The organism is Kosakonia sp. MUSA4 (genome assembly GCF_013085925.1).
GTDB lineage: Bacteria > Pseudomonadota > Gammaproteobacteria > Enterobacterales > Enterobacteriaceae > Kosakonia > Kosakonia sacchari_B.
Map to the genome: position 1 here is coordinate 1,977,035 of NZ_CP025697.1, position 12,538 is coordinate 1,989,572.

General features: G+C 49.6%; 12 protein-coding genes and 2 pseudogenes. 5 read left to right on the forward strand and 9 right to left on the reverse strand.

Going from position 1 to position 12,538, the window contains the following annotated elements:
* Positions 1–97 precede the first annotated feature (97 nt).
* The 7 genes from phoQ to rluE form a co-directional block, all read right to left on the reverse strand.
* Complete coding sequence (gene phoQ / locus C0557_RS09305) at positions 98–1,561, reverse strand: two-component system sensor histidine kinase PhoQ (RefSeq protein WP_208658246.1); 1,464 nt, start codon at positions 1,559–1,561, stop codon at positions 98–100.
* Positions 1,558–2,232 carry a two-component system response regulator PhoP gene (phoP, locus tag C0557_RS09310; protein WP_043953843.1) on the reverse strand — a complete coding sequence of 225 codons (675 nt, stop codon included), beginning with the start codon at positions 2,230–2,232 and terminating at the stop codon, positions 1,558–1,560. Before phoP ends, phoQ begins: the two co-directional genes overlap by 4 nt.
* 136 nt (positions 2,233–2,368) lie before the next feature.
* Positions 2,369–3,739, reverse strand: coding sequence for an adenylosuccinate lyase (gene purB / locus C0557_RS09315; protein ID WP_208658247.1), 1,371 nt, complete (start codon positions 3,737–3,739; stop codon positions 2,369–2,371).
* A gap of 19 nt (positions 3,740–3,758) precedes the next feature.
* Positions 3,759–4,388, reverse strand: coding sequence for a high frequency lysogenization protein HflD (gene hflD, locus C0557_RS09320; protein WP_208658248.1), 630 nt, complete (start codon positions 4,386–4,388; stop codon positions 3,759–3,761).
* A gap of 72 nt (positions 4,389–4,460) precedes the next feature.
* Positions 4,461–5,567, reverse strand: a complete 1,107-nt coding sequence (mnmA, locus tag C0557_RS09325) for a tRNA 2-thiouridine(34) synthase MnmA (protein WP_007374544.1) — start codon at positions 5,565–5,567, stop codon at positions 4,461–4,463.
* Positions 5,568–5,685: 118 nt separating this feature from the next.
* Positions 5,686–6,138 (reverse strand): NUDIX hydrolase, encoded by a 453-nt coding sequence (locus tag C0557_RS09330; protein WP_208658249.1) that lies wholly within the window; start codon positions 6,136–6,138, stop codon positions 5,686–5,688.
* Positions 6,131–6,799: a 23S rRNA pseudouridine(2457) synthase RluE gene (rluE, locus tag C0557_RS09335; protein WP_072441017.1), complete on the reverse strand. Its 669-nt coding sequence runs from the start codon at positions 6,797–6,799 to the stop codon at positions 6,131–6,133. The genes C0557_RS09330 and rluE overlap by 8 nt, the downstream gene beginning before the upstream one ends.
* A gap of 186 nt (positions 6,800–6,985) precedes the next feature.
* Here rluE and icd point away from each other — a divergent pair, with 186 nt between their 5' ends.
* Positions 6,986–8,236 (forward strand): NADP-dependent isocitrate dehydrogenase, encoded by a 1,251-nt coding sequence (gene icd / locus C0557_RS09340; RefSeq protein WP_043953837.1) that lies wholly within the window; start codon positions 6,986–6,988, stop codon positions 8,234–8,236.
* Between the two features lie 100 nt (positions 8,237–8,336).
* Here icd and C0557_RS09345 read toward each other — a convergent pair.
* Positions 8,337–8,565 (reverse strand): annotated as a pseudogene (locus C0557_RS09345) (integrase); the annotation flags it as partial.
* A gap of 85 nt (positions 8,566–8,650) precedes the next feature.
* Here C0557_RS09345 and C0557_RS09350 point away from each other — a divergent pair.
* From C0557_RS09350 to C0557_RS09365, 4 genes and pseudogenes are all read left to right on the forward strand, one after another.
* The gene (locus tag C0557_RS09350) at positions 8,651–8,851 is read left to right on the forward strand and encodes a tail fiber assembly protein (protein WP_074778049.1); all 201 of its coding nucleotides are present in this window, start codon (positions 8,651–8,653) and stop codon (positions 8,849–8,851) included.
* A 274-nt stretch (positions 8,852–9,125) separates the two neighbouring features.
* Positions 9,126–9,983, forward strand: coding sequence for an acyltransferase family protein (locus tag C0557_RS09355; RefSeq protein WP_208658250.1), 858 nt, complete (start codon positions 9,126–9,128; stop codon positions 9,981–9,983).
* A gap of 114 nt (positions 9,984–10,097) precedes the next feature.
* Positions 10,098–10,253: pseudogene (locus C0557_RS09360) on the forward strand (NADP-dependent isocitrate dehydrogenase); the annotation flags it as partial.
* 256 nt (positions 10,254–10,509) lie between these two features.
* Positions 10,510–10,698 (forward strand): tail fiber assembly protein, encoded by a 189-nt coding sequence (locus C0557_RS09365; protein WP_208658252.1) that lies wholly within the window; start codon positions 10,510–10,512, stop codon positions 10,696–10,698.
* 109 nt (positions 10,699–10,807) lie between these two features.
* Here the strand turns inward: C0557_RS09365 and C0557_RS09370 are convergent, their stop codons facing one another.
* Positions 10,808–11,911 (reverse strand): acyltransferase, encoded by a 1,104-nt coding sequence (locus C0557_RS09370; RefSeq protein WP_208658253.1) that lies wholly within the window; start codon positions 11,909–11,911, stop codon positions 10,808–10,810.
* Positions 11,912–12,538: the final 627 nt, after the last annotated feature.

Consider the following 12,538-nt stretch of genomic DNA (forward strand, 5'->3'; position numbering starts at 1 on the left):
TAATGCTGATGCGCTATTTTGTCTGCGTAACAGGGTGAGATAACAAGAAAAAGGGGACGAATTCGTCCCCTTTTTACAAATCGGTAAGGGATGGCGATCAGTCACTGGTGGCGATGGTGTGTTGGCGGCCAAAAATCACTTCCATTCTGGCCCCGCCAAGCAGGCTCTCGCCAGTCAGAATTTGCCCTTCATACTGGTCAACGATCTCCCGCGCCACGGAAAGCCCGACGCCCTGACCAGGACGCAGCGTATCGGCGCGCTGCCCGCGATCGAAAACCACTTCGCGTTTAGCGATAGGGATCCCCGGGCCATCGTCTTCAACCACAATATGCAGCGTATCGTCGGTTTGCCGGGCGGAAACTTCAACAAATTCAAGGCAATATTTGCAGGCGTTATCCAGCAAATTACCCATCACTTCCATAAAATCATTCTGCTCGCCGACAAAGCTGATTTCCGGCGAGATGTCGAGCGTGATATTCACCCCTTTGCGTTGGTAAACCTTGTTCAGCGCCGAGGTGAGGTTATCAAGCAACGGTGCAATGGGATGCAGTTCGCGGCTCAACAAGCCGCTGCTGCCGCGCATTGTCGCCCGATGCAGATAGTAGCCAATTTGCTGCGAAATACGGCTGATCTGCTCCAGCATTAAGGGTTCTGCTTCACTAAGGCTCATCTTCTCGCCGCGCAGCGATCGTAATGTGCTCTGCAACACCGCCAGCGGTGTTTTCAGGCTGTGGGTGAGGTCGGTCAGCGTCGTGCGGTATTTGTCGTAGCGATCGCGCTCACTTTTCAATAGCCGGTTCAGGTTGCTCACCAGGCTGGTCAGCTCGCGGGTGGTTTCCGGGTTGAGTTGCTCGCGGTGATGCTCTTCCAGCTCGCGCACTTCCCGCGCCAGATCTTCAATCGGCCGCAGGCTCCACCATGCCGCCATCCACAGCAATGGCACCACCAGCAGCAGGTTGGCGGCCAGTACATAGATAAACCAGTTCCAGACCATATTGGAACGTTTAAGCTCGATAGGAATGGTATCGACAACCACAATGGTCAGTTGCGGCATGCGCGCCGTGGCGGGGTAAATATTCACTGCCACGGAGTGGGTCATTTCCGAGTTGCTGTCGTCGTTGCGGATCTCTTTCAGCTCTTCCGCGATGGAATGGTCGTCATCCACCAGCGAGCTGCTGGCATCGACATCGGCTTCAATTTCGTGGAAACCGTTGGCCGTTAGCCAGTCCGGCTCGATCATTTTCTGCAACCATGGCACATCTTTCTGCGACCAGATCAGGTTGTTGTTCTTATCATAGATAAGCGCCACTGTCGGGCTTTGCAGGTTAAGATTTTCCGGCAACTCAACCCTGAGCTGGTTATTTTCCCACTTCGCCAGGGTGTAAAAGAGGTTACTTTCGCCACGCAGCAGACGGAAGGTGGTTTTATCAAAACTGACGCTGTAACCCACCAGCGCCACCACGCCATACGCCAGCGAGAGCACCATCACTACCGCTGCTGTGGCGAGTAAAAAGCGAACCCGCAATGACAGCGGCATGATGTGTCGCAACAGGCGCCTCATTTCGGCAATTCAAATAAATAACCCTGACCGCGTACCGTGGTGATGACGTCACTGGGATACTGCGCCTGGATTTTTTTACGTAACCGGCCCATCAACACGTCGATGGTGTGGCTTTCGCGCAGTTCTGCATCGGGATAAAGCTGCAACATCAACGAATCTTTGCTGACCACTTTGCCGCTGTTGCGGATCAGCGTTTCCATAATGGTGTATTCAAAGGCGGTGAGTTTCACCACTTCATCATTCACGGATAATTCCCGGCGTGAAAGATCGACCTGGAAAGGCGGCATCGAGATCAGTTGCGAGGCCAGGCCGCTGTTACGGCGCATCAGCGCCTGAATGCGCGCGACCACTTCTTCAATATGGAAGGGTTTGGTGACGTAGTCGTCGGCGCCCGCGCTCAGCACTTCGACTTTATCCTGCCAGCCTTCGCGGGCGGTCAGAACCAACACCGGCAGCGAAACGTCATGGCTGCGCCAGCGGCGGATCAGTGACAGGCCATCTTCATCCGGTAGACCGAGATCGACAATGGCGATGTCCGGCAGATGTTCGTTCAGAAAGTAATCCGCTTCCTTTGCATCTTCCGCCGCGTCAACCTGATGTCCCAGTTCCTGTAACTGAACTTTTAAGTGGTGGCGCAGCAGAGCATTATCTTCCACAACGAGAACGCGCATCGTCAGAACTCTCCATATATTTTTGATACAAATAGTTTAACGCTGATTGTCAGGCGGTGGGGATAAACATTTATTAAACCAGGAGGGAAGAAACCCTCTTTTCAGGGAAAAGAGGGTTGGCAGGTAGAACAGCGGATTACTTTAATTCATCAACCATGGTGATGGCACGACCGATATAGTTGGCCGGCGTCATCGCTTTCAGACGCGCTTTTTCGTCGTCCGGCAGCGCCAGGCTATCGATAAACTGCTTCATCCCTTCGGCGTCAACGCGTTTGCCGCGGGTCAGTTCTTTTAACTTCTCGTACGGTTTTTCGATGCCGTAACGGCGCATCACGGTCTGGATCGGCTCGGCCAGCACTTCCCAGTTGTGATCGAGTTCGTCGAGCAGACGATCGCGGTTCACTTCCAGTTTACTCACGCCTTTCAGCGTTGACTGGTAAGCGATCAGCGCGTAGCCAACGCCAACGCCGAGATTACGCAGTACCGTTGAGTCGGTCAGATCGCGCTGCCAGCGGGAAACCGGCAGTTTGCTTGCCAGATGCTGCAACACCGCGTTTGACAGGCCGAGGTTACCTTCGGAGTTCTCAAAGTCGATCGGGTTAACTTTGTGCGGCATGGTGGAGGAACCAATTTCACCGGCAATGGTTTTCTGCTTGAAGTGGTTCAGCGCAACGTAGCCCCAGATATCACGGTCGAAGTCGATCAGGATGGTGTTGAAGCGCGCCATGCAGTCAAACAGCTCAGCGATATAATCATGCGGCTCAATCTGCGTGGTGTACGGGTTCCACTGGATCCCGAGCGAGGTCACGAACTCTTCGCTGAACTGATGCCAGTCCACTTCCGGATAGGCGGCGATGTGTGCGTTGTAGTTACCTACCGCGCCGTTGATTTTGCCGAGAATTTCCACCTGGTTCAGCTGGCGGAATTGACGCTCCATACGGTAAGCGACGTTGGCCATCTCTTTACCCATGGTGGACGGCGTTGCCGGCTGGCCGTGGGTGCGCGAGAGCAGCGGAATATCACGGTACTGCACCGCCAGATCTTTTACCGCGTCGATGATCTTGCGCCAGTAAGGCAGGATCACTTCGTCACGGGCGGTTTTCAGCATCAGCGCGTGGGAGAGGTTGTTGATATCTTCCGAGGTACAGGCAAAGTGGATAAATTCAGATACCGCGTGCAGTTCGGCGATATCGGCCACTTTCTCTTTCAGAAAATATTCGACCGCTTTGACATCGTGGTTGGTGGTGCGCTCGATAGTTTTAATGCGGGCAGCATCTTCTTCACTGAAGTCTTCGACGATTTTATCGAGGTAACCGTTTGCGTGGGCAGCAAAAGCAGGAACTTCCTTGATCGCCGCGTGCGCCGCCAGTTTTTGCAGCCAGCGTACTTCAACCTGAACACGAAATTTCAGCAAACCGAATTCGCTGAAGATCTCGCGCAGTGCGCTGACTTTATCGCCGTAGCGTCCATCGACAGGGGAAACGGCGGTCAGTGAGGATAATTCCATAAGTCACAACTCCGGGAGGTTAACAATGAGCGAGAATTTGTTTGGCCTGTGTCGACAGGCGATTTCGGGAAAACATCAATTGCAGGCGGCCCCCGCCGACCTGATGCCACAGCACGGCGGCGCGGATCCCGGCGAGCAGCGTGGCGCGTACTTTTGCCTGCACCTGCGGGCTTTGCAGCACGGCGGGCGAGCCGGTGACCTGAATGCGCGGCCCCAACGGGCTGATAACGTCAACATAAATACCGGCCATCGCGCTGAGCAGCGTCTCCGATTGCAGATCGAAGTGCTCAAGCTGGCGCTGTAACCCGGCGATGCGGTTACCGAGCGTCTCCATTGCCCCTTTGCTGCCAGCAAGTTTACGCTCCAGCACCATCATAGAAAGAGTGTAGCGGGTTAATTCACCATTCAGGCCCTGGCGACTGCTGGCGTTCAGCACGCCAAGCAGCGTTTCCAGCCCGGTACGCAGGTTGGTTTCACTGCCGCCGAACACGCTGAGCGTGGAGTCCGGGTTGAGATCGATAACGCTATTGAGCGAAACGTGCAGCGCGTCGGCGTCACAATGCCCCTGGTGCGCCAGTTGCTGCACCAGCCGTGCGGACTGGCAAATGCCTGCCAGCGCGAGGGTAATATCGTAATAGTTCTTCGCCACACTCACTCCTTCCACTGCCCGCATCGTTAACTGCTGCGCGGGCTTTCGCCAGTCCAGTATTTCGCTAATTCGTTAAAGGGGCAGCGGCAGGCGCTGCTCAATAATGCCGCCGCCGAGGCAGACTTCGCCGAGATAAAAGACAGCGGATTGCCCCGGTGTGACGGCCGCAACCGGCGCATCAAAACGCACTTCAATGCGCTCGTCGTCCAGCACGGTGACGGTGCAGGGAATATCTTCCTGACGGTAGCGGGTTTTCACCGTGCAGCGCAGCGTCCCTTGCAGCGGTTCGCGATTGACCCAGTGCAACTGCTGGGCAATCAGCCCAACGGACATCAGACGCGGATGTTCGTGACCCTGCGCGACGATGAGGATATTGTTTTCCACGTCTTTATCAACCACGTACCACGGCTCTTCGCTACCTTCTTTGGTGCCGCCGATCCCCAAGCCTTTGCGCTGGCCGAGGGTGTGGTACATCAGCCCCTGATGCTCGCCAATCTCTTCACCGTCAACGGTGAGGATTTTGCCCGGCTGGGCAGGCAGGTAACGGCCGAGGAATTCGCGGAATTTACGCTCGCCGATAAAGCAGATGCCGGTAGAGTCTTTTTTCTTCGCGGTGGCCAGACCGAGCTCTTCGGCGATTTTACGCACCTGCGGTTTTTCCAGCTCGCCGACCGGGAACAGACTCTGGGCGATTTGCTCATGGCCCAGCGTATACAGGAAGTAGCTCTGATCCTTGTTGCCATCAAGGCCGCGCAGCAGGCGACTTTTGCCGTCAACGTCGGCGCGGCGCACATAGTGGCCGGTGGCAATGTAGTCTGCACCCAGATCTTCGGCGGCAAACTCCAGGAAGGCTTTAAATTTGATCTCTTTATTGCAGAGAATATCCGGGTTCGGCGTGCGTCCGGCTTTGTATTCAGCCAGAAAATGTTCGAACACGTTGTCCCAGTATTCTGCGGCAAAGTTAACGGTGTGAAGCTCAATGCCGAGCTTGTCGCAAACGGCCTGCGCGTCGGCCAGATCCGCCGCCGCGGTGCAGTATTCCTCGCCGTCATCCTCTTCCCAGTTCTTCATGAACAGGCCTTCCACCTTATAACCTTGTTGCTGCAACAGGTAAGCGGAAACGGAAGAGTCGACACCGCCGGACATGCCGACGATCACTTTTTTTGGGCTATCAGACATAGAATACTCACGACTAAGAACTTCAGGGCGGCGTATTCTATCACGGGCTGACAGCGCAGGCATCCCTTTGTGCCCATTCATGTTGTGAATGTGTTGCGATAAGGCACACAACGGCCATTTACACGGTGAACGGCCAGTTAAATTCGCCGACTAACGCCAGCGGATAGCGCTCCCCGCGCTGCCAGCTACGAATGCTTTCCGCGACCAGCGGCGAGCGCAAATTGGGCGCCTGCAAAATCTCTTCGGCAGTCACCCACAGGCAGCGATCGATATCGTTGTCGTGCGGCTCGGTGGCGCACATTTCGTCAAGCTCTATGGCAAACAGAAAACGCAGAAACGGGGTTTTGTCCGGGGCGATCCAGTGGTGCATGCGGATAAACTGCTGCGGTTCGGCGCGGATCCCGGTCTCTTCCCACAGCTCGCGTTTTGCCGCCTGCACGAGGGTTTCATCGGCTTCAAGATGGCCAGCAGGCTGGTTCCATAATGCTTTGCCGTTGATGGTCTCTTCTACAACGAGGAATTTGCCGGAGGCGTGAACCACGCTGGCGACGGTAACATGCGGTTTAAACATGGCTGGCTCCCTGGTAAGCGTCACGCCACTCGCCGTTGGCGAGGTTATCCAGCGTGTAATTCCCCATAGCGTAGCGGATGAGACGCAGGGTGGGAAACCCAACATGGGCAGTCATGCGGCGTACCTGGCGATTGCGGCCTTCGTACAGCGTGATTTTTAGCCATGCGGTGGGGATCGATTTGCGCTCGCGGATCGGCGGATTGCGCGGCCATAACCAGTCTGGCTCATTGACCCGCTCAATACCTGCGGGCAGGGTTGGGCCGTCATTGAGAGTGACGCCGCTGCGCAGCGCGGTGATGGCTTCGTCAGTCGGTTCGCCTTCCACCTGCACGTAATAAATTTTGCCGGTACGTTTGCCGGGCTGGGTAAGGCTCGCCTGCAGCGCGCCATCGTTGGTCAGCACCAGCAGCCCTTCGCTGTCGCGGTCAAGACGACCGGCGGCATACACGCCCTGCACTGGAATAAAATCTTTCAGCGTGCTGCGTCCGGCTTCGTCGGTAAACTGTGGCAAAACATCGTAGGGTTTATTGAACAAAATGACGCGTTTTGGTTGGCTTTGCCCGGAAGGTTTAGACGCTTGTCGCGAGCTGAATCGCTCAACCCGGTGATTTCTAAAAGAAGTTTTCTTCATGGTATTTTCAGTAGTTATCAATTGCCGCATTATAGCGGAATAACGATTGCCTTTCATGGAGCCTGAGTATCGGTTAGTATTGATGGGCTCATTACAATTCATTAACAAAAAACGGTTTGCTCTGTGTGATTCAGATAACAGGTGAACGGACGAAGTCTGAGCGCCCCGGCATGAAGTCAGCGAGCAAACAACCAGAAGCGCTCGAAGGAGAGGTGAATGGAAAGCAAAGTAGTTGTTCCGGCGGAAGGTAAAAAGATCACCCTGCAAAATGGCAAGCTCAACGTTCCGAATAACCCGATTATCCCGTTCATTGAAGGTGACGGTATCGGTGTTGACGTGACCCCGCCGATGCTGAAAGTGGTGGATGCCGCCGTGGAGAAAGCCTACAAAGGCGAGCGTAAAATTTCCTGGATGGAAATTTATACCGGTGAGAAATCGACCCACATTTATGGCCAGGACGTCTGGCTGCCGCCTGAAACGCTTGATCTGATTCGTGAATACCGCGTTGCGATTAAAGGCCCTCTGACCACGCCAGTTGGCGGCGGCATCCGTTCCCTGAACGTTGCGCTGCGCCAGGAGCTGGATCTTTACATCTGCCTGCGCCCGGTTCGTTACTACCAGGGCACCCCAAGCCCGGTTAAACACCCGGAACTGACTGATATGGTCATCTTCCGCGAAAACTCTGAAGACATTTACGCCGGTATCGAATGGAAAGCGGACTCTGCTGATGCAGAAAAAGTGATCAAATTCCTGCGCGAAGAGATGGGCGTGAAGAAAATTCGCTTCCCGGAACATTGCGGTATTGGCATCAAGCCGTGCTCCGAAGAAGGCACCAAGCGTCTGGTGCGCGCTGCGATTGAATACGCGATCGCCAACGACCGAGATTCCGTGACGCTGGTTCACAAAGGTAACATCATGAAGTTCACCGAAGGCGCGTTCAAAGACTGGGGTTACCAGCTGGCTCGCGAAGAGTTCGGTGGCGAACTGATCGACGGCGGCCCGTGGCAGAAAATCAAGAACCCGAAAACCGGCAAAGAGATCATCGTGAAAGATGTGATCGCGGATGCGTTCCTGCAACAGATCCTGCTGCGTCCGGCTGAATATGACGTTATCGCCTGTATGAACCTGAACGGTGACTACATCTCTGACGCCCTGGCTGCTCAGGTTGGTGGTATCGGTATCGCGCCTGGCGCGAACATCGGTGACGAATGCGCACTGTTCGAAGCGACTCACGGCACGGCACCGAAATATGCCGGCCAGGACAAAGTGAACCCGGGTTCGGTGATCCTTTCCGCTGAGATGATGCTGCGCCACATGGGCTGGGTTGAAGCGGCTGACCTGATCGTGAAAGGCATGAGCGGCGCGATTAACGCCAAAACCGTGACCTATGATTTTGAACGTCTGATGGAAGGCGCTAAGCTGCTGAAATGTTCAGAGTTTGGCGACGCGATTATCGCGAACATGTAATCCAGTTTCTGGGTTAAATAAAAACGGGAGCCTGAGGGTTCCCGTTTTTTTCTGCCCGCAAAAATTCTTCCCCAAAACTTTCCCCAAAACCGGATGAAAATTAACCTGTTTTTGAGCTGACAATTGCCCAGTCTTTGCCGCGATCATCGTTATATTTATCGGTCATTTTCCTGGATTTATGTCCCAACAATTTCTGCGTATCCAGACCTTGGTCTCTATATAACCTTTCGGAAAGAGAACGCTACTCATGAAATGTTGGGGCTGACCCTTTATTCCATGCAGCCCGCACTTATCTCGTGCCTTTTAAAAGTTGTTGTCAATGAATTTGAATCGCCACAGGTTTAACAGACACCTCAGAGTCATTTATGGACTGACCCCACCCCGGTAGACGGCTCGGAAGTGTCTGGATTATCCGTGGCGATTCAAAAAAGTATCAAAATAAATACCGTGAACACCGATATAAGCGACAAGCAATGGTCATCAAAGCTAGCGCTTGGGAGACTTAGCGAAACTGATAAAGCGCGATTTATTGAGTGGCTGGATTATCTTGATGCTCTTGAGCGTGTCGATGCAACTGATATAAAAGGTATCAGTTGGCTGGAAATACCACGTTGAAAAATTAAGCATCTATAATTGTCAGACTACTTAGAATTAGTGACTTAACTGAAATTAAATAGTAGTTAACCAAACCAGAACAACGTATTGGTAGATAACCAGCACGATGGCGTGGTATTCTTTAATGATGCGAAAAGTTGGGCTTATTACTCATGAGAAATAATACATTAGATTTGGCAAGGTTGGTTGCTAGTTTTTTTATTATTGCTGTTCATTCAGGAAACTTTCCAGAAATGACTCTTGCGCATGCAGATATGTTTCAGGCGTCTTCACGATGGGCTGTTCCATTCTTTTTTTAGTGTCAGGCTATTTAATGGGACACGGAGGCGAATTAAATATATCACACAAGATAAACAGGTTGTTTGGGATTCTTTTTTATTCGTCCCTGATCTACATTCCAGTAATTTTTATTTCAAATGGATACAGTTTTTATAAATCAATTGCGCTCCTGGCCTCTTTCACAACTTTGAGATCTGGAACATTCTTCCATTTGTGGTTTTTGCCATCCCTCATGCTTGGTGTTTTAATAACTAATTATTTTGTTAAAAATACTAAAATGTCAACAGGGCTAACAATTTCTGTTGCTATCTTAATAGCGTACTGGATGAGTGACATAGGTCAGGCGTTTGGTTTGCTGAAGAACAAAAACGAAGCATTTTACTTTTTAAGGACGCTTCACGGTATTTCTCTTGTATATATCGGATACTTATTATCGATTAATAATCCGCTAAAAATTATCGGTAAAAAATATTCATGGATTGCGTTAATTATGGGGGTGTCTCTCATGGTTATAGAGGTTCCTGTTCTTAAGTTATTTTCTGAAGCTCAAACCCTACCGCGTCAGTTCCCATTTTTTAGTGTCTTCTCCGCAATTGCTCTCCTTTCAATCTGTATAAACACCAATAGCCATGAAGGGGTTCTTTCTAAATCAGGGAGAGATTATTCTCTTGGCATCTATCTTATACATCCATTTGTTCTTTTCTTTATGGTTCCGTATTTAAATAGGCATGGCATCAATATCTCATTGGTTAATCTGATATTTGCTTTCATAATTTCATTATTCGTTATGCATGCGATGAAGAAAACATTACCTATTGCATACAATAAACTTAATGGTATTGGTGTGAAGTAATAGTTAACGGGCAAAGCATGCGTTGTCATACTTTGCTTCCGTTGATCTATTTGACTTTACAATAAAGTCTCTCGTTTCGCTTGATCGAAGCTACCGTGTATCTAAATTATCTATGTACTGCTACACCATATGGGCTGGGTTGAAGTAGTTAATCTGTTCGTGAAAGTCATGAGCGGCGCGATCGACGCCAAAACCGTGACCTACGATTTCGAACGTCTGAATATGCTGAAATGCTCAGAGTTTGGCGACGCGATTATCGCGAACATGTAATCCGCGTTGTGGGTTAAGCAAGAACGGGAGCCAGTTGGTTTCCGTTTTTTATGGTAATTTCGCTACTGGTTATCAAAACTTGTATGCCTGTGTCTTACAGAGCGACTTGGTCATAATGGGAAAAAATGAAAATTTCCGGTTGTGTGCAGTATGCTATTGATGATGCGAATTCAGGAAAGCCCCTCTCAGCGTTAATGCATGTTTTGCTTTAGACTGACCCTATTTTCAGGGAAAAGAGCAGGAGGTTGCCTCCGCTGTGCTGCACGCCAGCAACTCATTGACCGGCAACGCGGTCCATCAGCTCATTCAGCGAAAATTGCAAGCTGGCAGAGCGCAGACAGAAGCGGAAGCGACAAAACTGAATGCCGTGCTGGATTCCATCGACGCAGTGAACACGGTTGATATGTCCAATGCGCCGGGCATTATCTGGCTTTTGGCTGAGTAAAATGCTAATACTGTGGTTTTTGTGTATCACCCTGCTCGGTAGCTCTATATTATTCTACCTTCCGGATAATACACCATTTTAAGCCGCCCCGCGCTTTATGGCGGGGGTGTCATGCAGTATATTCATTTTTTATATTTCTCCTACGAAGGTTGTTTTCAATTTTTTTACCAAAGGAAATGAATGGTTTTTCAATATAAAAATGTAGTATTGTTCCTGCTGAAATTGTTATTGTGAGCATCATGAATAATCTTGCCAGACCAATTTCATGTACATAAAAGCCAGGTTTATAGAAATTTAGTAAATTAATAAACATATAATGCGATATGTATATTGAAAATGAAATGTCACCTAGGAAGTTTAGTGTGTTGTTTTCTTTAAACCCAACGCTATTATCATAAATAATAAAGCCGAGAAGCAAAGCGAAAGAAATTAAACCTGCTCGCTTTAATCCAAAGCCAAAAAGGTGACCGCTGAAATAATATGTTATAAAAAAGCCACAGCACACGAAGAATATGAATTTTGCAACTTTTACGTCAATAGTAAATTTATCTTTATTGAATAATTCATAGAATAGCATACCCACGACAAATTCAGCGAGTATTGGTGATGACATAAATCGCAGTAGTGCGAATGCAGGGTTGTCAACCGGAACATTTGCAGATGCGACACCTGATAAAGAAATGTGTCCATTATAATGCAACTGAATTACAAACATCGGAACTAAAATTAACAATGAAGATATTAAGGTTCTATATTTTTGACTTACTGACATTGCTATTACGAATGTTGTATAAAAATAAATCTCGTACGTAAGTGTCCATGCCGGACCTAAAACGTTGTAACCAAATCCTGGCGCTACATTTGTGTAATCACGATGAAGAAAGAATAAAGCTCTGAGAAGGTTTTCGGACGGGTCGAATCTATAGACTAACAATGCACCAATGGTAAAGATAATAATAAAACAAGGATATATTCTGAAAAATCTCCTTATGGCAAATGCTATTTTAGATGTATTGTTCTTTGTGGAAAGGGCGATTATAAAGCCGCTTATCATGAAAAATAAATCAACACCAAATGCACCTGAGTTAAACAGTATTAACCCTAAATCTTTTTGTGAATAAACTCCATTTAAGTATCCCCTAAAGTGAAACAAAACAACTGCCAGGCCTGCTATACCGCGCAGGTAATGTATAGACATTATTTTGCCTTTCATAAACACCCTTACTCGTTCATAACCAATGAGTTCAAAAAAAGTGCAAATTGCGCAAAAAATAATCACGTTTCTTGATGGTCACAATAAGCTTTGCATGCTCCGCATAGCAGCCAATCACCACCAGAACGATAGGGCACACTATAAATGATTTCTTACCGGTCATTAAGCATATTGGTGCTTCTAACTGATCTTTATGCATAAAAAAAGAAAGTCACCGGTAACACTTGATTAACTTATGGATAAGCAATAATCGAAACTGGCCCCGACCTCAGCAAGGCTGCACGCTGCTGATTACATTCGCCGTATGCAGCCGATTTGCGAGGTTGCTGGGATCGGCTTTGATAACTGACGACGGTGAAGCGATCGAAGGTGAGGTACTGGACGAGGCGCATGTTCATGGTGTGCTGACATACAGCATTTTACGTGCTTACGAGGATGGCTGTGCGGTGTAAATTTTTCTAAATTGCAGGCATAAAAGGCAGCCATAAGTCGCTGGTTGCATTGGAAAATTTTTGGCTGTGTGAGAGGATTTGAACCTCCGCCCCCTGACACCCCATGTAAACACATTGTTTATTCAATAATATCATCTACCTTTGCTGGTGAGTATGTTGTTGCGGAGAGTGAGAA